Source organism: Geminocystis sp. NIES-3709 (assembly GCF_001548115.1).
Taxonomy (GTDB): domain Bacteria; phylum Cyanobacteriota; class Cyanobacteriia; order Cyanobacteriales; family Cyanobacteriaceae; genus Geminocystis.
Genome location: NZ_AP014821.1, coordinates 2,222,166 through 2,243,516, shown reverse-complemented (window position 1 = coordinate 2,243,516; position 21,351 = coordinate 2,222,166). Strand labels below are relative to the sequence as shown.

Sequence of the window (21,351 nt, the reverse complement as noted above, 5' to 3'; positions counted from 1 at the left end):
TAGTTTACACATTTAGAAAAATCATTAAACCCATTTTGATTTACGAATAAAGATGCAACGGGGAAGACTAAAAAAAGTGATTTAACTATATAGAAGATAGGAAAAAGAAAAGAACAAAGACTAAATTGTCTTCTTCAAAAAAGTTTTTGAATATAGTAACTTTTTCAATACAATTTCGTCAATAATATTATCTTTTTCATCAAAAATTTTTACTTATGCTATCGATTAAACCCGTTAACAAGTTTATCCTTTCTTTTAGTTGTCTTAGTTTAGCCCTTATGCAACCAGTATTAGCACAAGATCAAATTTTAAAAACTATAACAGTTACTGGACAAGCAATAGAAAGAATACCTACTACCATAGCTACTGTACAATTAGGAGTTGAGATTGAGGGAAAAAATGCCTCTGAAATTCAGCAAGAAGTAGCCAAGCGTACGGTATCTTTAGTCGAACTATTACGATCGAGTAACGTACAACGACTACAAACGAGCGGAATTCAATTACGTCCCAATTATACCTACGATAATAATCAAAGACAGTTAACTGGTTATGTTGCTAGTAATTTAGTTAGTTTTGAGTTAGCAATTGATCAAGTAGGTCGTTTATTAGATGATAGTGTAAAAGTTGGAGCTACTCGCATCGATAATGTTAGTTTAACGGCAACAGAAACAGCCATTGCCCAAGCCCAAAAACAAGCATTAATGAAAGCAAGTCTTGACGCACAACAACAAGCTGAAGTAGTTTTAAATACCTTAAATTTAAAGGCTCAAGAAATTATTACTATTAATGTTAATGGTGCAAATATTCCTAATCCTCTAGTTAGAGAAGCAATAGCAGATAAATTAGTGTCTAATATGCCTAGTAGTCCAGTTATTGGGGGAGAGCAAGCTGTTTCTGCCTCTGTTACTTTACAAATTCGTTATTAATTTAATATTTTTCGTTTCTAATCTTTATATCAAGTTCAGATAATTAGTTATAAAAACTTTGATAGCTATAGCTTTGACTCTTTTAAAAATGCAATTATTATAAATTAACAGTTTGAATTTAACCTAATACCTGCTACCTGATACCTGACACCTTTTTTTAGACATAATTTATCATATTCAAAGTAGAAGAGCCAATTTTAGTTTATGGAGTAAATATTGAGATGGTTATATAGATATTCAGTATTCTTTTAGCTATTTTATTTCTCCATAGATTCTACCTCGCCATTGACGAGGTTTTTGTTGGGCAGAAAGAAAAATACGAATTACGGCGAGAATATCTGCTAAGGGTGACAAGAAAAAGAATAATTCTCTTGGTGATTTTGTAAATTGATAAGAAGGAGCGATCGCAATTAATAAGGCAAAACGAATTAACACTAATAAGCTATTAAGGATAAATAATAAATAAAAACTGAGAAAATCTAAGGTAGAGCAACATAAAAAGCCTGTAATAATAATTGGTAACGGTAAAGCCTGAATAAGAGCTAAAAATCCACATTCTGTCCATAATTGACTTTTGGAAGCCGCATCTTTAAGATCTAGTGATCGTCCCCACTCTGTCCATGTTTCTTTTAAACCTTCATACATTCTTACTTTAATGACTTTTGCACCATCCGCAAAACCGACTTTGTAACCCATACTAGAAATATGACGAGCTAGAGTTACATCGTCACAAAAAGATTTAGACGCACAACTATAACCATCAATAGCTTCTAATACTTTGCGTTTGATGAGAAAACATTGTCCATTAGCCATGACAGTTTCTGGACTTTTTGCATCAACTCCAGAAGACTCGAAACGATAAAGCAAAGTCATTAATAGAGCAGGTTGTAACCACCATTCTCCTGCATCTTTGAGGATAAATTGAGGAGAAAGAGACACTACATCATAATTATATTTATTTGCAAAATTAACCAAACTAGGAATTAAACCTTTTTGGGGTTGAGTATCGGCATCAATGCCTAAAATCCATTCACTGGTGTCAGAACTACTCAAAAATCCATTATGTAATGCCCAAGGTCTGCCCACCCAATGGGATGGTAAAGGAGGATCGGTGACAAGACGAATACGAGGATCTGTTTTGGAGGCTTCTATAACTTTTTCTCTTGTGCCATCTTGGGAGTTACTGTCAATGATCAGAATTTCTTTTACCTCATAACTTTGACGAGTTATACCTTCTAGCATTTTATCAATTCGATCGACTTCATTGAGAGTCGGTACAATAACACTAACTTTGGCTAAAAGAGAAGGATTCGCTAATTCTGGTTGTAAAGGAGGAAGTCGAGTTGCACCTCGAAATAATCGACTAAGAAGAATGAAAAAACAAACACTTTGAAATAATAATAAAACTAAGGAAATAATCGCACTGGTTATCATTTCGTTTAAAAAAACTAATTTTAGTAAATTTTAAACGTAAATGTCTTCCTTCAACAAAAAATCTCCCTATTGGAAAACATAAGGGAGATCGGAACAAGTAATAAGTAATAAGTAATAAGTAATAAGTTTTGATTTTTTAATTGTTCATTGCCTATCACCTATATCCCCTATATTCTAAATTATTAATTATTAATTGTCAATCACTTACTACATTTCGATACCAGAGCTAACTTCACCCACAGTAGAAGAAAAACCGCCAGCAAGAATATCAGCTTCTTTGACAAATCCACTGTAGGCTTCCATGCCGTGTTCGGAGATGTCTAAGCCCTTCACTTCTTCTTCTGGATGGACTCTAAGACCACTAGTTGCCTTAATTCCATACCAAAATATACTGCTGAGAACTACAGTAAAACCACCAACTGTTAAAACACCAATTAATTGAGTAAGGAAACTATGACCATTAGTGCTGAAAATACCCACTGCTAAAGTACCCCAAACACCACAAACTAAGTGAACAGAAGTTGCACCCACAGGATCGTCGATTTTTAAAACTTTATCGAAAAATTCTACGGCAAATACTACGAGAACACCTGCCACAGCTCCGATAATAATAGCACCAATATAACTGACATCAGCACATCCGGCAGTTACCCCGACTAAACCGGCTAAAACACCGTTAATAATCATGGATAAGTCAGGTTTCCCGTCTTTTGCCCAAGAAGTTCCAGTCGCAGTGATGCAACCAGCGGCACCAGCTAAATTAGTTGTGAGTGCAATATAAGAAATATTACCAGTTGCGGCTAACTCAGAACCGGGGTTGAAACCAAACCAGCCGATCCAAAGAATTAAACATCCTAGAGTCGCAATACTCATATTATGACCGGGTATAGCGTGTACTGTACCATCGGGGCTATATTTACCTTGACGAGGACCTAAAATTGCGGCACCCATTAAAGCTGCCCAACCACCAACGGAGTGAACAGCAGTAGAACCTGCAAAATCACGGAATCCCATGGAAGCTAACCAACCACCATCCCAAATCCAATGTCCTGTAATTGGGTAAGCAATCCCGATTAATAAAACACTGAAGATTAAAAAGGCATCAAAACGGATTCTTTCAGCTACTGCACCTGACACGATCGTAGCGGCGGTAGCAGAGAATGCTAATTGGAAAAAGAAAGAAATCGATTCAGGTACTTTTGTTAATGTTTTAATTTCAACTTCTTGACCTTCAACCATGGTTTTCGTTATTTCAAAGGCTTCTGAGTCACTATAAGGGAGACTGCTACCGTTGAAAAAGAAACCATCTAAACCAATAAAACCATTTCCATTTCCATACATTAAGCCATAGCCGACGGCCCAGTAAACAACAGAAGCGATCGCAAATACAATTAAGTTTTTCGCTAAGACGTTAACAGCATTTTTCTGACGACAAAAACCAGTTTCTAACATCGCAAAACCGGCATTCATGAAAACAACTAATGTTCCTGTTATCAACAAGAAAACCGAATCTAAGACTATTTTAAGTTGACCAACGTCTTCTGGTTGTGAAAATCCTTGAGCCATTGCGGCGGTATTCCATACCAAAACAATTACTGCCGTTAAGGGAATACAAGCTAACCAGTATGGGGAAAATAAATTGTTAACCCAAAGTATAGAATTAAGTATAAAACTACCTTGATCTTTCGATCGAAGAGGTCTTTTATTCATTTTTTTTGACATCATTACCATTAATTTTTTTTCTCGGTATAGATTTTGATTCAAAACAAAACAAGAATTGAGGAATTAATTACTTAAGCCTTCAATTAACTGTTAAATATTGATATGTTTTACTTGATAATTTCTGTATCAAAAAATACAATAAATCCCCTAAACTGGTTAAATATGCTTAAAGAATTTTGGCTTACCCTTTCTCCTGAAACTCAATTCATTCTCTTTCATTTAGGAATTTTTGGTGTTGGATTTGTAATTATTTATCTTTGTTTATTTTTTGTTTTACGTCCTCTCTTTCGTGGATTAGAACGGGATATTGCGTTAGTCACTCTCAATGTTTCTGGTTATCCGATTCTCAGTCTTTTTACCTTATTTAATTTGAAATTTACCTTTAGAGATTTAGAGTTAGTCGAAGAAAATATTTTACAAACGATTCTGTCTGTTATTGTAATTATTTTAATTAGTTACTGGTTAGTAGCAATTTTTAAACAAGTAGTTATTTATTACCTCAAACAATATACCCGACAAACAGAAGTGATGTGGGATGATGTATTGTTACCTTTACTTGAAGGGGTAATTCCTGTACTTATTTTTTTATTTGGGGGGGTTTTTGCTTTAAAAACTTTTGGGGTTGATTTAACGGGAATTTGGGTGACTTTAGGAGGTGCGACTTTTATTATTGGTTTTGCTGTAAAAGATATTTTGGCTAATTTTTTTAGTGGTATTGTTTTATTGATTGATACTCCTTTTCAATTTGGCGATGTGCTTCGTTTGGAAGATGGCTCGATCGGTATGTTATCTCGTATTGGGGTAAGAGTAACCCAAATCTATTTATTTGATCATCATTGTGATGTTTATATTCCCAATAGCGTTTTACAAAATCAAAATATTACTAACTTAAGTCGGCCTACTTCTTACTATTACTATTCTACTTCTTTGGAAATACCCGCAGAACAAGATCTGGAATATTTACAAAAAATTATCACTGAAGTTGTACTTGCTCATCCTGACACCTTAGCTAATATTGAGGAAAAACTAACACTAATCGATCGTTATTATTTGTGTAATGACTTTTCTTATCATTTTAATGAACAACAGTCGATCGGTAAATTAAGATTACTAGCTGAACAAAAAGTTAACGAAAAACTAGAAGAAATCGAATATTCTTTAGAAGCCTTAGTGGTAACGTTACAATTTGCTGAAAAAGGCGGACTAACTGAAGAAGAAATTACCAATATTAGACAAGAGTATCAACAAGTTCTCGAATTAATTGGTTTAAAAATTGTGGAGGAAGATCAAGATTCAACGGAAACTCAAGAATCAGAGGCGTTGATTGAGTTAGTGAGAGAATGGTATCGTCTTTGGTTAAAAGATCCTAATTTACAAGAAGAAGATCTGTATTTAATTCCCCAAGAATGGGATAGAAAAATCAACTTAATCAAAAAAAGAACTTATCGTCTTTACCAAAAAATTACCAATCCCCAATTAGAAGAAACCAGATTAGATGACTATGTTTTAGAGTTGAGTGATTGGTTTAAATCTCGATTCAAAGAAAGAAAAAAATGGCAAGATCCCCAAATTTGGGTAACAGCTTTAAATCATGATGAAGGCTATCTCTATTATCAATTTCAACTTAACTTCTTTGTGGATGATATTAAACTAGAATACGGTAAAAGAGGCGATCGAATCAGTAGCCAAATTTATCAAGAAATACTTAGGATCATCAAACCTTCATTGAATATCCCCATAAGAGAAAATTAATTAAGAAAAGATTAATTATTTAAAACATTATATTTTAAGGTTAATAAAAATTGTATTTTAATTTCTATTAATATTTTAAAAAATGTAAAATAATATATTTTTAATTAAAAATAAAAAGAAAAATATTTTATAGTTTAAAAATAAAATAAATAAGAAAATAAGGAATATATAATAATTTTAAAATATCTATTTTAATACTATTAAACTTAATATAAATAAAGAAAATAGTTAATAATAGTTAAAAATTTTATTTATTTTTATTATTTTATCTAAACTATTATCAATATTTAAGATAAAAGATATATGTAACTTTAAATATTAATAAAATACTTTAAAAGCTATATAGCTTATATTAAAAAGGTTTTGATTTAATTACCTATTTATTAATAAAATAGAATTAAAAAATAAAAATTAATTATTAATAAGGAATTGAGAAGTTTAAATAATCATTATTTTTTCAATAAATGATATTCTATCTTTATATTACTGATTATATTTAGTTATTATGAATTATGTAAATTTCGATACAAATACTAGAATAAATATTAAATAAGTATTAAATCTATAATTTTTATAAAAAATAGAAAATAAAGTTGCCATTTATGAAAACACAGATTAGTATGTACTTAACTGTTTAATAATTTACAAAAACAATTCATGATGCTAAAATTAAGTGATTTTCTATACCAATATAACTCTGGGGAAAGGAGTTTCTGTAAACAAAATTTATCCCGTATCAATCTTCAGGGAATTTCTCTGGCTAATATTGACTTATCCGGAGCAGATTTAAGTTGTGCTAATTTAATCGGAGTAGATTTAACAGAAGCAAATTTGAAAAAATGCTTTCTTAAGGGAGCTAATTTAAAAGGATGCAATTTAACAGGAGCAATATTAGATCACGCAAATTTGAGTAATGCAAATCTCAATTATGGAGTTCTTACAAAAGCTCATTTTAAAAATACCAACCTCGAACACGCTCATATGACCAATGCTGACTTAAGTGGAGCTTATTTGGCAGGGGCAAATTTAACTCGTGTATCTCTTAATAACAGTGACTTAAGTTATGCTAATTTACGCAAAAGTAATTTAACTCATGGATTTTTAACAGGTAGTGTTTTAACAGAAACTAATTTTCAGGAGGCTATCTTACACAATGCTTCTTTGATTGGTGTGAAATTGAAAAAAACATCTTTTAAAGATGCAGAATATAACGATCGAACCTTATTTGATATTGATTTTCGCCCTAGAGAACATAGGATGAAACAAACTTTAAATATTACTATTGTGCAGATAGTAAATAGTTTGAATTATTTAAACAAAGTCGGTAGCCATTACCTAGGAAAAACAATTTCCATTAGATATTTAGAAACTTCTCGTCCTGATTGTGATTGGATAAAAAACTTTGAAATTACTTCGAGAGGATTAATTAATTTTAGAGGAAGTTTAATTGAATCCCTTAATTACTTTGAGTTGAAATGGTATCAACAATGGATAGAAAATTACATCAAAAATTGTTCTACCATGATTAAAGGATTTGTGACTTTAATTGAACAGGAAAAAGTTTTCGGCTATCAAATTTATACGATGAACAGTATTGCTTCATGACAATTGCAATTTTTTCAACAAATTTATTGATTTCCCCTTGTAGGAAAGAAGAAAAATGAGTCGAGTAAATCATGAGAGTCTTTTTCACCATTATCAAACTATGTTGAATAGTAGTAAATGGAAACGGAAAAAACACTTTTTAAAGTACATTAAAACAAATAGCTTATCTCCAGAAACTTTTTCTTCTTTTTTGGATTCCTATGGCCATAAACATCTAAAACAGGATTTTTTATTAATTATGCTTCATGATTTTATGGAACAAGCATTAGATAAAGCATTACTGGAAGATGAATTCAATGTTTATTATCAACCCATAATACAACTTAATAATCAACAAGTTATCGGTGCAGAAGCATTAATCCGATGGTGTCATCCGGAATGGGGTTTAATTTCACCAAATAAATTTATTTCTATTGCAGAAGAAAATGAATTGATTATCCCCATCGGTAAATGGATTTTAAATCAAGCCTGTTTACAAGCAAAAAAATTTTTGTCTTATCCTCTTTTTAATTTATCTGTTAATATTTCTCCCTATCAATTCAGAGATCCTTATTTAGTTACAAGTATTCTTCGTACATTAAGAGATATTGGTTTTCCTCCCGAAAAATTAATTTTAGAAATCACTGAAAGCGCCTTACTGGATAATTATAGTGATGCTATTAAGATGATGAATCAACTCAAAAGTTTTGGTATTTCTCTAGCATTAGATGATTTTGGTACTGGCTATGCCTGTTTGAGTCATTTACATCAATTACCCTTCGACATTATTAAATTCGATAAATCTTTTATTTCCAATCTCATTCATAATCCTCGTAAAAAAGCAATTTTCTCTGGACTTATAGATATTGCGAAAAAATTAAAATTGAAAATATATGTAGAAGGAATTGAACGTCTATCAGAATTAAATTTCTTACAAAATTACGACATCGATCGAGGACAGGGTTTTCTTTTTAGTAAACCTATACCCATAGAACAATTTGAATCTTACATGAACAAAAATAATCATTCTCCAATGCTTTTTGATAATTTAATCAAAGAAACATTTTAATCTTTATTTTTTCGTTTTTCACAATAACGTTACTCCAAGGTTTTAGATTTTTATAAACTTATATAATGATGATGTTCCGATACATTTAAGTTTATTAATAAAGATACAGAATAGATAAAAGTTTGACATATTGTTAATAATATTAAAATCAAGTTAAATTGATTTAAGCTGAACTAAAAAAGAAGAATTAGAATTAGTTCTAGAACGATCGTGATGAAATTGAGAGAATGCCGAATATTTTAATAAAATAAATAAGAAAAAATTAAATAATGAGATAGAAATATTACCCTCAATGTTCTATCATATTCAAAGAAAAAAGCATTTTTGTTTATGAATACAGATAATAACTTAACAGAAACTCAAGTAAGAAAAGATGATCATATCCGCATTTGTTTAGATGAAAAGGTACAGTTTAACCAACTGCAAAATGGTTTGGAAAAATATAGATTTAATCATGTTTGTTTACCTGAATTAGATTATCAAGAAATCGATATTTCTACTAATTTTCTTGGTAAAAAGTTACACTCTCCTGTATTAATTTCTTCCATGACTGGCGGTACAGAAAATGCTCAATTAATTAATCAACGTTTAGCAATGATTGCTCAAAAATATCATCTTGCTATGGGTATCGGTTCAGGTCGTGTTATTATTGAAAAACCAGATATAGCAAAAACTTTTCAAGTACGATCGCGAAGTGGGTCTAATCGATGCAGTTGTCCTGATATACTACTATTAGCGAATATTGGGGCTGTGCAACTAAATTATGGCTATACATGGCGTGAATGCCTAAAATTAGTCGAAATTTTGGAAGCTGACGCATTAATTCTTCATCTTAATCCCCTACAAGAATGTATTCAACCTGAAGGAGATACCAACTTTAAAGGCTTGTTAGATAAAATTGCTGATGTTTGCGAAAAAATAACTGTACCTGTTATCGTCAAAGAAGTAGGTAACGGTATCTCTGTTACTATGGCAAAAAAATTGATCAATGTAGGAGTTAAAGCTATTGATGTAGCAGGAGGAGGAGGGACATCATGGGCAATGGTGGAAAGTGAAAGAAGTGACAATAAATTAAAACGAGAGTTAGGCAAAACTTTTGCTAATTGGGGTATTCCCACTGCTGATTGTGTCGCCGACATCGCTAAAACATATCCTGACATTCCTTTAATCGCTTCCGGTGGAATTCGTAATGGTTTAGAAGTGGCAAAGTTATTGGCTTTAGGTTCTGATATTGTTGGTTTAGCTTATCCTTTCTTAAAAGCGGCCATGACATCGATCGAAGCATTAGAGGAATTTATGGAGTTACTGAATGCTGAAATTAGAACAGTATTATTTTGTACAGGAAATAAAGATATTAATAGTTTACAAAATTCTGATAGTTTTACGATCGTGAAAAGTTGATTACGATAATTTTTCTTAATTGTTAATTGTTAATTGGTAATTTCTAATTGCTAATAGTTGTTAAAGATGGTTTTTGAGCAAAAAGAGAACTTAAAATTTGCTCAGAAATTTGACGACTGGTTAAACCTAAATCTGCGATCGACTCATTTGGTGTAGCATGATCAACAAGAATATCAGGTACGCCAAAACGTTTTAATTTCGCCATGATACCATTATCTAATAAAGCCTCTCCCACTGCCGAACCAAAACCGCCAATTAATGAGCCTTCTTCAAGGGTAACAACTTTACCGATTTTTTCAGCTAAGGGTAAAATTAATTCTGTATCAAGAGGTTTAACGAAACGCGCATTAATTACAGTAGCTTCGATACCGTGTTCGCTAAGAATTTCTGCGGTTTGCATCGCAGTATTAACCATTGTGCCGTAACCAATTAATAATAAATCGTCACCGTTGCGTAATATTTCACCTTTACCAATTTCAAGTGCTTCCCAACCTTCTTCAGCAAGAGGTACACCTAAACCATTACCACGAGGATAACGCATTGCGATCGCCCCCTTAGTATAATTAATTCCTGTCACCATCATACGCTGTAATTCGGCTTCATCTTTAGGAGCCATCATCACAAGATTAGGAATACAACGCAGATAAGAAATATCATACATTCCTTGATGAGTAGGGCCATCTGCACCGACAATTCCCGCCCTGTCTAAACAGAAAAATACTGGTAATTTTTGAATGCACACATCATGAATAATTTGATCATAGGCACGTTGTAAGAAAGTGGAATAAATGGCAACTACTGGACGCATTCCTTCACAAGCTAAACCGGCCGCCAAAGTCACAGCGTGTTGTTCTGCAATACCCACATCGATATACTGATTAGGTAATTTTTGTTGTAATTTATCTAAACCTGTACCTGTTGCCATAGCCGCCGTGATACCGATAATTTTGGGGTTATTTTGGGCTAAAGTGGTCAAAGTATGAGCAAAAACCTTAGAATAACTGGGAGGCTTGGGTTTTGTGGAGGGGATAGGCTTACCCGTAGTTAAATTGAAGGGACTTTGAGCATGATAACCTACTTGATCTTTTTCTGCGAGGCTGTAACCTTTACCCTTGACAGTGACAACATGAACTAAAACAGGCCCTTTTACCTTATGAGCTTTGTTAAAAGTATCAATTAATTCTTTGAGATTATGACCGTCAATAGGGCCAAAATAAGTAAATCCTAATTCCTCAATTACCGCCCCAACTTTCGGCATGGCAAGGCGTTTCATCGCTTCCTTAAGGTTTTTCATTTCAGGAGAAAGATTCGCACCATCACCAAAGAAAGGAAAATGCTTAAATTGTTCTTCTAAATTATCCGTAATAAATTGAATAGGATCTGATAAACGTACTTTGTTCAAATAACGAGAAATTGCGCCCACGTTAGGAGAAATGGACATTTCATTATCATTTAACACTACCATCAGATTCGTATTTGGTAAATGTCCTGCATGGTTAATGGCTTCTAATGCCATACCGCCAGTTAATGCACCATCACCGATAATAGATACTACTTTGTAATTTTCTCCCTTGCTATCCCGTGCTAAAGCCATACCTAGCCCTGCGGAAATACTTGTAGAAGCGTGTCCTGCTCCAAAATGGTCAAATTTGTTCTCCGATCGTTTTAAATATCCAGCAACCCCATCTTTTTGGCGTAATGTGTGAAAGTTGTGGTATCTTCCTGTTAATAATTTATGGGGGTAAGCCTGATGACCTACATCCCAAAGTACTTTATCATGGTCTAAATCTAAAGTCTGATATAAGCCAATGGTTAACTCTACTACTCCTAAACCTGGCCCTAAATGTCCTCCTGTGGCGGCGATCGTTTCTAAGTGTTTCTCTCGTATTTGTTGAGCAATATCTTCTAGTTCTCGAATGGATAAACCATGTAATTGATTTGGATGAGTTATTTCACTTAAGTGCATTATTTTAAATTTCCTATACTATTAATTGATTAATTTGAATACATCATCTTAATACTGCTTTCTTTATTTTGTCTTAATTTTGCCTATTTTGCTTTACAGTAAAACATTATTTTGGATAGTCGATCGAGATGAAAAATTAGAAATTAGAAATTTTTAACCCACTTTGCAATAAATTAACAGTTTGCATTTAACCTAACACCTAAAACCTAACATCTAACACCTAATTATCACCCTCACCTTGTTTTCTTGTTATTTATCCCTAATAATAATAATGGGTTTTTCCCTAACATCAATAAAAAGAGAATTAATTATTTTAGAAAGTATCTTGAAATTACCACCTAAGTCTCGCTATTTATTACCCTATATCACTCAAGAAAGAAAAACTATCAGCATTGCTTTTGCTTGTACGATCGGGTTTACTATTTTCTGGCCTATTTTAGCATGGTTAGCTGGTCGTATGGCTGATTATGTGGGGCGGGGAGATATAGATTCAATTATCTCCTTTGTCGGATTTGCCGCCGTTGTCTTTTTTCTTAGAGGTACAGTACAATACGGACAAGATACTTTCATGGCTAAAGCGGCACTTCAAATAACTCTTGATTTGCGTCGGTTAGTATATGCACATTTACAAAAATTAAGTTTAAACTATTTTGAAGTAGCAAAAACTGGTGATTTAGCCTATCGTTTAACAGAAGATGTCGATCGAATTGGAGAAGTTATTAATAAATTTTTTCAGCAATTTATCCCTAGTATTTTACAATTAATTGTAGTTTTAGGGTACATGGTATATGTCAATTGGCAGTTAACGATCGCTACTTTTATTGTTGCTCCTTTAATGGCATTTTTAGTAACTTGGTTTGGAGGTAAGCTATTAGATTTGACGAGAAAGAGTCAAAGTAAAATATCAAACCTATCTGCATTGATTACGGAAGTTTTTTCAGGCATTAGATTAGTTCAAGCATTTACTGCTGAAGAATATGAGATCGATCGATTTGCTCACGAAGCAGAAAATAATCGTAAAAGTAAATTTGCCGCAGAGAAAATTAAAGCCCTTCAGTTTGTTGTTGTCGGTTTTTTAGAGGCAATGAGCATTATTTTTCTATTCTTTTTAGGTGCTTGGCAAATCTCTTTAAATAACATGACAGGAACAGATTTTGTCAGTTATATTGCCGCAGTAGCTTTATTAATTGATCCCATTACTGTTACTACTAATAATTATAATGAATTTAAACAAGGTCAGGCTTCCGTTGAGCGAGTTTATGAGTTGTTAGAAATATCTCCTTTAATCACAGAAAAAGAAGACGCAATTCAGTTATCAAATGTTAATGGATTAGTTGAATATAATGATGTAAATTTTGGTTATAGCAGTGAAAAATTAGTCTTAAAAAATATTAATTTAAAAGCGAAGAAAGGAGAAGTAATTGCCTTAGTTGGTTCTTCTGGAGCAGGTAAAACTACTTTAGTTAATTTACTTCCTCGTTTTTATGATGTTATATCAGGAGAAATTTTAATTGATAATATTAATGTTAAAGATGCTACTTTAAAAAGCCTCAGACAACAAATTGGTATTGTACCACAAGATACTAACATTTTTTCAGGTACGATCGCTGATAACATTGCTTTTGGATGTAAAAATTTCGACTTGCAAGAAGTAGAAAAAGCCGCAAAAATTGCTAACGCTCATCAATTTATTAGTACTTTAACTCAAGGTTATTATACCTATGTCGGAGAAAGGGGAGTTAGCCTTTCTGGAGGGCAACGACAGCGTATTGCGATCGCAAGAGCGATTTTCTTTAATCCTCAAATCTTAATTTTAGATGAAGCTACCTCCGCCTTAGATTCAGAGTCTGAAGCCCTTGTACAAGAAGCCTTAGAGCGAATTATGGAGCAAAGAACTGTATTTGTAATTGCTCATCGTTTAGCTACAGTTAGAAGAGCTACTAGAATATTAGTACTAGAACAAGGGGAAATCATTGAATCTGGCACTCATGAAGAATTATTATTAAGACAAGGTAAATATGCCCGTTTCCATGCTCAACAATTAAATGATTAATATCTATAAATAAACTAAATTCTCAGGCAATTCTGATAACTTAAATATCGCTTCTTCTTGAAGAATAATATCCCTAAAAAGTTTCTTAGTTTGAGCAGGTAAAATTAACACTTTTTCTGATTTAACTACTGAATATTTAAACCCTTCTAACTCTTGATTTATTTCTAAATAACTGACAAGACGGCGAAATAATTTAGGTAATATAACTATATTTTTTTCCTCATCAAATAAATCCCAGACATGAAAACCTTTATTTGTAGAATCAAACTTCCAAACACCTCTATCTTCTTTTCTTGCCTGATTAACAGCTAAAGTCATTTTTCTTCTTAAAGTTGGTGCTAAACCACGATAATAAGTAGGATAAGATTCACCATATAAAAGACTTTGATAATTGACAGATTTAAAAAATAATTCTATAGGCAAAAAGAAAATATCTCCATCAATAACATCTATTTTACCCTTAAAAACAAAAGCTAAAGGACGCCCATGTTGATCTGTTTTTTTTGCTAAAATAAAACCTTCAATATTGTCATCAGCTTTAACAATTATATTTTTTTCTTGATTCCATTTAACTTCGTCAATTTCGAGATATTCCAATAAAAAATTAGCGGCACTTAACGCCCATTTTACACTTTGTTTACACTGATGAAAATGAGTTTCTAAACTATCAATTCCAATCAGACGAATTTGTACATGATTAAATTCATTTAATTGGGGAGGAATACCTATTAATTTTGACCAATTTTCAATATTACTCGCTTTAAAACGAATGGAATCACCGTCAGGGGAATAACCAACAGCGTGAAAAGTGCCTTTGATTAAGGTAAAAGACATTTCTTTTAATCAAACACTCAATAATAATCTACAATTATAGAACAATTTTTTCTGGGTTGTATCAAAAAATACTGTTAAATACTTTATAGTAAATATTAATCAATATTAAATAATGCTTTTATTAACTGTAAAGTAGAGTTGTTATATATTGTGAAAAATTGTTAAAATTACTCCGTTAAAAAGATAATAATGACCTATAGTTACTAATCCTACATTTTCCCCTAATTTTTGTCTGGATTCCTTAGTGTAAAAACGAATACCTCCTGGTGAAAAAGGAATAGCATTAACCTCATTTTTTGTAATATAATCTGCTAAATAAAAATAACCTTGAGGTTTTAAAACTCTACTAATTTCCCGAAAAACTAATTGTGGATTGGGATAATGTAAAAAGCTGATAGTGTTAAATATTGCATCAAATTGATTATTGGCAAAAGGTAAATTACAGGCATTGGCTACAGTAAAAATAAAACGAGGATGATGACGATTTGCCTGTCTTGCTTGACGTAACATTTTTGGTGATAAATCTGCACCAATTCCTTTTATTTCGGGAAATTTATCTCCTAAACGATTAATTAGTTTTCCCGTACCGCATCCAAGGTCAAGAATATAATTATTATTAGATAAAGTTACATATTCTAATAGTCTTTTATGAATAGCTTGATAAAAAATAGTGGTAAAGATTACATCATAAAAATTAGACCATCGATCGAAAAAAAGTTGTTTATAATCGAAGAAATTATCTCGTTCCATTCTCTTTAACTCTTAAATGAAATCTTTAATTAAAAACTTAACAAATTGTAATAACAAATACAGTAAAAACTAAAAAGTAATGACGATATGAAAAAAACTGATTAATTAATTGCAAAAGTCGAGTTTAACCAAACTTAACATTGTATCCGTATAAATAGTTAAATTATCCAAGATTTAACGATCGAAATACAGTAAATACCCCATTGTTTTGACCTTAGACTATTAATTATAATAGAACCATACTCAAAATTTAAAACTATGGTTCTCAGTTTTTAAAATCAATATAAAATCAAAATTATCCGTATTTTACTTGTAAATAAGTAACCTTTAAGATCATGTATAGCAAAACTTCTTCCGAGTACAAAGTTGAAAATGATAGATTATTTGCCTTTTATCAGGAAAATCAGGATCGCAAAGTGCGTAATCACATTTTACAGCTAAATTTAGGCTTAGTAAGAAAGGAAGTGTGTCATTGGATAAACCAGTGTCAAGAAAACTACGATGATTTATTGCAAGTAGGATGTCTTGGTTTACTTCGTGCCATTGAAAGATTCGATCCTCAAAAAGGTTATGCCTTTAGTTCTTTTGCACTACCTTATATCAGAGGAGAAATTCAACATTATCTTAGAGATAAGGGTTATTCTATTCGTATTCCTCGCCGTTGTTTGGAATTAAAAACCCAATCTAATCGTATTTCAAGAGAGTTAAGAAATAAATTAAATCGTCAGCCCACAGATAAAGAAATCGCCAGAGAATTAGGAGTCTCGATCGAGGAATGGTACGATGTAAAATTAGCTCATCGAAACAGAGAGCCTATTAGTTTAGATGCTACCACTAATGATGAGGACGATCGAACAAGTTTAGCAGACTGTTTACCTGATAATCAGTACCGTAGTTTTCAGTTAGTACAAGAAGATAAAATCAGATTAAATAATGCTTTGTCTCAATTGGAAGACGGTACGAGAAAAGTATTAGAGTTCGTTTTCTTACAGGATCTAACACAAAAAGAAACTGCTGAAAAATTAGGTATTAGCGTTATTACGGTGTCTCGACGAGTAAAAAAAGGCATTGCTAAAATGAGAGGTTTAATTGAGCCTGAGGAATTTTAAAATACTGATTAAAACATTGATTCTCCCCTATCGTCTAAATGATGCAGAGGAGAAACTTTTTTGTTTAGGCAACGTCAAAGGGTTAATCAGAAATTTTTTGGGATAAATTTGTCTAAGATTGCTATATTTAATTGTTATTATATAAATTCTTTTTGATAATGAAAAAAATACCTTTATTAGTAATATCTAGTCTGTTTTTATTAACAGGGTGTGGCTTATTCGGAGGAGGTGAGGACACTTCTTCTACTCCCCCCATTCCCGAAAATTCTACTCCTACTCCCACTCCAGAAATTACAGAAACACCAGAAACTACTCCAAACAATAATCAGATTATAGGAAGTACAGGAGGTTTAATTCCGCCCACTAATTCCCAAGAAAGATTAAGACAAATTAATCAAGGTAGAAATGATCCTTTCAATTCTTTTAATCCCCCCCCAGTAATTAAAGTTAGAGAAGATCAACCATTAAGTAAATCTTTAACCAAAAATGCGATTATCAGAGTATCTGCACCTAGTTCAGAATCTGGAACAGATTTTAGTGAAGTTAATGTTAATGGACGTACAATTGCTAGAGGTGTTGGGGCAAAAGATCGTAACGCTGTTAATGCGGTTAATAATGTTCATGGCGGTGGTATAGGCTTATGTGAAAATCCAACAGAAGGAATAACAAGTTTCCCTGAACCTGAGATTGTAGTTTCAGGAATAATTAATGTAAATGGGAGAAGTGTTGCAATAATCAAATTAGGAGAAGAAGCTGGTTTTCGTCGAGTATATGAGGGAGAATCAATTGTTTATGAGAATAGCGTCTTATTTGTTAGACAAATTAGTGCCTATAATTTACAACCAAATATAATTTTGGCGGCAACTCCTAACTTTGTTAATTTTTCAGGGGAGGGTTTATCTGGAGGTGTTTTATTTGGTTTACCAGACGGCAGTACTTTTGTTAAACGAGTAGGCGAAAAAGCTCAAATTGATTCAGAACAAAAGGAACCTCCAGCCTTTAAAACAAATTTAAACAAAGATCGATTTAATATTAAAAACAGAGAAAGAGATGGTATTAAATTAATCAATTTAGAGGATGTTGTTCCCAAAATAGTTAATATAGGTTCAGAAGGTCAAACTCCAAAACAAACTGTAGAGATTTCTGGTTTCGTTTGTAACAATACAAATAAAACATTAAGGGTTAGTTCATTGATTTTTACCCTTAGTATTGGTAATGTAGCACTACCCCCTTTGACTGGCTATTTTCAAGGATTACAACAGGGAGATCTTTCTCAAGGTGATGCCGCAATAACACAACAAGCAAGGCTTATTTTAAAAGGTCAGAAAACTCTTTTCAGAGGAACAATTGGTAATATTGATGATTTTCAAGGTACACAAAAAATAGATATGAATTTTGAAGGATGGAACTGATAGAAATAGATTAATAATCTTAAATTAAAGGAGGTCAAAAATACATTGTCTAATAGTACTACCGATCGAGCAGTAGAACATATTATCATAACCCTCGATCGTCTTCCCCTTGCGGTTTATCGAGAAATGGTTGCCCATTTAAGACAGGTTGACGGAGTTAAGGCAGATTTGTTGCCCCAAACAGCTACGGATTTTGATTATTTACAAAGTCAAGTCGGGGGGTTGCGGGTAGAATATCCCTTATCAGAAGATGGGAAAATTAAAGTTAAAGAGATTTTAGCCTACTATGAAAATAAGTATAGTTCATAGGACTTTGCCCATTATTCATGATTAAGTTAGAGAACATTTATAAAATCTATGGTAGTGGAGAAACAGAAGTTCATGCCCTATCAGGGGTTAATCTGGAAATTCGATCGGGAGAATACTGTGCTATTATGGGTTCTTCTGGATCGGGTAAGTCCACCATGATGAATATTTTAGGTTGCCTCGATCGACCTACTTCGGGTAATTATTATCTTAATGGGGAAAATGTGGCTTCTTTTTCCTCAAAACAATTGGCAAAGGTGCGTAATTTACAAATTGGTTTTATTTTTCAGCAATTCCACCTTTTACCGCAATTAACTGCCTTAGAAAATGTCATGTTGCCCATGATTTATGCGGGATTATCACCATTAGAGCAAAAAAAAAGAGCAGTTTCCGCTTTGACAAAAGTTGGTTTAAAACATCGTCTTAATAATAAACCGAATCAACTTTCTGGGGGACAACAGCAAAGAGTAGCGATCGCTCGTGCTATAGTAAATAACCCTCTGATTTTACTAGCCGATGAGCCTACTGGTGCATTAGATTCCGAAACTACAAAAGAAATTATGCAAATATTTCGTCAATTGAATGATGAGAATATAACGATTATTTTAGTAACTCATGAGCATGATGTAGCACAACAAACAAAAAAAATTATCAATTTTTCTGACGGTAAAATTATTTGATAATTGACGGTTTATAGTGAATTTTCTTTAACTCCACATTCTAAATTCTTAAACAGATTTATTAAACAATATGACAAAAAAAGTTTTAGTTACAGGTGCTACGGGTAGAACTGGATCTTTAGTGGTGAAAAAGCTACAATCCGATGATTATGGTTGGCAAGTTATTTCTTTTGCTCGATCGAAAAGTAAAGCGGAAGAAATTTTTACTAATACTGAAAATTTTATCTTTGGTAACATCCTATCATTGGAAGATGTCTCGATCGCCCTTCAAGGATGTCAAAGCCTAATTATTTTAACCAGTGCCGTACCAAAAATGATAACTCCTCCCTCGGAAGGAAAACCCCCCGAATTTAACTTTGAAGAAAATGGAAAACCCGAAGAAGTAGATTGGTTAGGACAAAAAAATCAGATTGATGCAGGTAAAAAGGCTGGAGTTGAACATATTATCCTTGTAGGTTCAATGGGAGGTACAAATGAAAATCACCCTCTAAATCGTCTTGGTAAGGGCAATATTTTAATCTGGAAAAGAAAAGCAGAACAATATTTAATCGACTCAGGTATTGATTATACTATTATTCGAGCAGGAGGATTATTAGATAAACCAGACGGTAAAAGAGAGTTATTAGTAGGAAAAGACGATGAATTTATTACTTCTCCTATTGATGGTATTCCCACATCTATACCTAGAGGAGATGTCGCTAATATGGTTATTCAAGCCTTAAATAGTCCTTTTGCCAGAAACAAGGCTTTTGATTTGATTTCCAAGCCAGAAAGTGAAGATAATACATCAATTTCGATCGACTGGGATGAACTTTTTAAGTTAGCCTAATTTCTTTAAAAAGATTGCACATAAAATATTTTTCAACCTAAAACCTTTTGTCTAACCAATGGTTGATAACTGTTAATTGTTAATTTTTTATTATCTAATCTCAAATAACTTACTATCAGGTAAATTACTAACTGCTCTTTGTAATTCATTCAGGGATTGGTTATAGCCGATAATAGCCTGTAAAAAGTTTCCTCTAGCCTCTGTTAAACTTCTTTGAGCATTGATTACATCTGTTTGTGTACCGACCCCCGCCTGAAATCTTAATCGTGCTAAACGGAGACTTTCTGTGGCGGTAATCACGGCTTTTTCTGTACTGCCAATATTTTCTTTGTTAGCAATAAGAGTATTATAGGCGGTTTCAGTTTCTAATCTTATTTTGTTTCTTTGATCAGCAAAATTTGTTTCATCAATTTCCATATTTCTAGTTTCTTGATCTCCCCTTGCTTGTGCAGTACCCCCGTCATAAAATCGCCATCTAAGTCTTGCACCTAAATTGTAACCATTGGCATTTCCGGTATTTTCTAAAGTATCTACCAGAGTGTTAGTAAAGTTGTAGTTAACAAATAAACCCACTTGAGGACGAATTTCTGATAAAGCAATTTCCCTATTTTGCTCGTTAATTTCTTTTCTTACTAATAATTGTTCTAGTTCAGCTCTATTTTTAAAAGCCATTACAATACTATCTTCTAAAGAATATTCCCATACTCCATTTTCTTTTATTTCATCGGCGGCAGTTAATTCTATATTTTGTCCAATACTTAAGACTTCTGCTAGGGTACGTCTAGCATTTCTTTGGTCTGCGATCGCCCTAGTAAGAGCTTGATTAGCATTAGCCAAATCAACTTCCGCCTGTAAAACATCAAATTTTGTACCCAGCCCGGCTTGTTCTAATAATTGGGCATCTCTTAAGGTTTGGGAAAAATCCTCAATGGCCGCTTGTGCGATCGCAACTTGAGCATCCCTATTTTGCAATTCATAATAAGCGTCCGTGACATTAAAACGAGTATCTTCGGAAATTCTTTCTACATCTAATTTGGTGAAATATACTTCTCTACGAGAACGCTCGATCGTGGCATTACGACGACCACCATTGAACAATTCATAACCCACTTCTAATTGTCCCAGAAATTGTGTTCTGTTCCTAAAAATATCTCCACCTTGAGCAGTGGTATCATCCCCCCGTTGGTTAAAATCTAATTGTCCATCTACAGTGGGTAATTCTGCCCCTAAAGAAGCTCTTAAACCATCTTCTGCTTTTTCTAACTCTAATCGTGCCTCTTGTAAACTCTTATTATTTTTTAAAGCAATTTCGATCGCTTCTTGTAATGTAATAGACTGTTGTTTATCAATTTCTACCTCTTTAGGTTTAGTTGGAAATAATAAAGGATTCGCACTAGAGTTAAATTGATTAGTACTGACAGGAGAGGGAGAATCCGCAGACTGAGCAAAAATAGGGGTTATATAACCAAAGTTTAAATATAAGGAAGTGAGAATTAAAGGAAAACTTTTTAAATAAGACATTAG

The 21,351-nt window shown here is 32.8% G+C and carries 17 protein-coding genes; 11 read left to right on the top strand and 6 right to left on the bottom strand.

What is annotated here, in order from left to right:
• The first annotated feature begins 215 nt into the window (after positions 1-215).
• Positions 216-926: an SIMPL domain-containing protein gene (locus GM3709_RS09555; protein ID WP_066118651.1), complete on the top strand. Its 711-nt coding sequence runs from the start codon at positions 216-218 to the stop codon at positions 924-926.
• Positions 927-1,178: 252 nt separating this feature from the next.
• Here GM3709_RS09555 and cruG read toward each other — a convergent pair whose 3' ends face one another.
• Positions 1,179-2,360 (bottom strand): 2'-O-glycosyltransferase CruG, encoded by a 1,182-nt coding sequence (gene cruG / locus GM3709_RS09550; RefSeq protein WP_066118649.1) that lies wholly within the window; start codon positions 2,358-2,360, stop codon positions 1,179-1,181.
• A gap of 207 nt (positions 2,361-2,567) precedes the next feature.
• Complete coding sequence (locus GM3709_RS09545; protein WP_066118647.1) at positions 2,568-4,070, bottom strand: ammonium transporter; 1,503 nt, start codon at positions 4,068-4,070, stop codon at positions 2,568-2,570.
• Positions 4,071-4,244: 174 nt separating this feature from the next.
• On the opposite strand from GM3709_RS09545, the gene GM3709_RS09540 reads away from it, so the two are divergent.
• The 4 genes from GM3709_RS09540 to fni all read left to right on the top strand — a co-directional run bounded on the left by GM3709_RS09540 (position 4,245) and on the right by fni (position 9,888).
• Positions 4,245-5,834 carry a mechanosensitive ion channel family protein gene (locus GM3709_RS09540; RefSeq protein ID WP_066118645.1) on the top strand — a complete coding sequence of 530 codons (1,590 nt, stop codon included), beginning with the start codon at positions 4,245-4,247 and terminating at the stop codon, positions 5,832-5,834.
• 657 nt (positions 5,835-6,491) lie between these two features.
• Entirely contained in the window at positions 6,492-7,439 is a 948-nt protein-coding gene (locus tag GM3709_RS09535) for a pentapeptide repeat-containing protein (RefSeq protein ID WP_082712974.1), read from the top strand.
• Between the two features lie 55 nt (positions 7,440-7,494).
• Positions 7,495-8,487, top strand: coding sequence for a bifunctional diguanylate cyclase/phosphodiesterase (locus tag GM3709_RS09530; RefSeq protein ID WP_082712973.1), 993 nt, complete (start codon positions 7,495-7,497; stop codon positions 8,485-8,487).
• Between the two features lie 330 nt (positions 8,488-8,817).
• Positions 8,818-9,888 carry a type 2 isopentenyl-diphosphate Delta-isomerase gene (gene fni / locus GM3709_RS09525; RefSeq protein WP_066118638.1) on the top strand — a complete coding sequence of 357 codons (1,071 nt, stop codon included), beginning with the start codon at positions 8,818-8,820 and terminating at the stop codon, positions 9,886-9,888.
• A 43-nt stretch (positions 9,889-9,931) separates the two neighbouring features.
• Here the strand turns inward: fni and dxs are convergent, their stop codons facing one another.
• A complete protein-coding gene (gene dxs / locus GM3709_RS09520) occupies positions 9,932-11,854 on the bottom strand; it encodes a 1-deoxy-D-xylulose-5-phosphate synthase (RefSeq protein ID WP_066118636.1) in 1,923 nt (640 codons plus the stop codon).
• A gap of 271 nt (positions 11,855-12,125) precedes the next feature.
• Between dxs and GM3709_RS09515 the strand changes: the two genes are divergently transcribed.
• Positions 12,126-13,907: an ABC transporter ATP-binding protein gene (locus GM3709_RS09515; RefSeq protein ID WP_082712972.1), complete on the top strand. Its 1,782-nt coding sequence runs from the start codon at positions 12,126-12,128 to the stop codon at positions 13,905-13,907.
• Positions 13,908-13,910: 3 nt separating this feature from the next.
• On the opposite strand, the gene GM3709_RS09510 is transcribed toward GM3709_RS09515, so the two are convergent.
• Together GM3709_RS09510 and GM3709_RS09505 are read right to left on the bottom strand one after the other, a co-directional pair.
• A complete protein-coding gene (locus GM3709_RS09510) occupies positions 13,911-14,741 on the bottom strand; it encodes a thermonuclease family protein (RefSeq protein WP_066118634.1) in 831 nt (276 codons plus the stop codon).
• Positions 14,742-14,882: 141 nt separating this feature from the next.
• On the bottom strand, positions 14,883-15,491 hold the full coding sequence (locus tag GM3709_RS09505) for a class I SAM-dependent methyltransferase (RefSeq protein ID WP_066118632.1): 609 nt from the start codon (positions 15,489-15,491) through the stop codon (positions 14,883-14,885).
• Positions 15,492-15,826: 335 nt separating this feature from the next.
• Here GM3709_RS09505 and GM3709_RS09500 point away from each other — a divergent pair, with 335 nt between their 5' ends.
• From GM3709_RS09500 to GM3709_RS09480, 5 genes are all read left to right on the top strand, one after another.
• A complete protein-coding gene (locus GM3709_RS09500) occupies positions 15,827-16,600 on the top strand; it encodes an RNA polymerase sigma factor SigF (protein ID WP_066118630.1) in 774 nt (257 codons plus the stop codon).
• Between the two features lie 158 nt (positions 16,601-16,758).
• A complete protein-coding gene (locus GM3709_RS09495) occupies positions 16,759-18,012 on the top strand; it encodes a hypothetical protein (RefSeq protein ID WP_066118628.1) in 1,254 nt (417 codons plus the stop codon).
• 45 nt (positions 18,013-18,057) lie between these two features.
• Positions 18,058-18,321: a hypothetical protein gene (locus GM3709_RS09490; protein WP_066118626.1), complete on the top strand. Its 264-nt coding sequence runs from the start codon at positions 18,058-18,060 to the stop codon at positions 18,319-18,321.
• Positions 18,322-18,338: 17 nt separating this feature from the next.
• Positions 18,339-18,998 (top strand): ABC transporter ATP-binding protein, encoded by a 660-nt coding sequence (locus tag GM3709_RS09485; protein ID WP_066118624.1) that lies wholly within the window; start codon positions 18,339-18,341, stop codon positions 18,996-18,998.
• A gap of 70 nt (positions 18,999-19,068) precedes the next feature.
• A complete protein-coding gene (locus tag GM3709_RS09480; protein ID WP_066118622.1) occupies positions 19,069-19,827 on the top strand; it encodes an SDR family oxidoreductase in 759 nt (252 codons plus the stop codon).
• Positions 19,828-19,917: 90 nt separating this feature from the next.
• Here the strand turns inward: GM3709_RS09480 and GM3709_RS09475 are convergent, their stop codons facing one another.
• Positions 19,918-21,348: a TolC family protein gene (locus tag GM3709_RS09475; RefSeq protein ID WP_066118620.1), complete on the bottom strand. Its 1,431-nt coding sequence runs from the start codon at positions 21,346-21,348 to the stop codon at positions 19,918-19,920.
• Positions 21,349-21,351 lie beyond the last annotated feature (3 nt).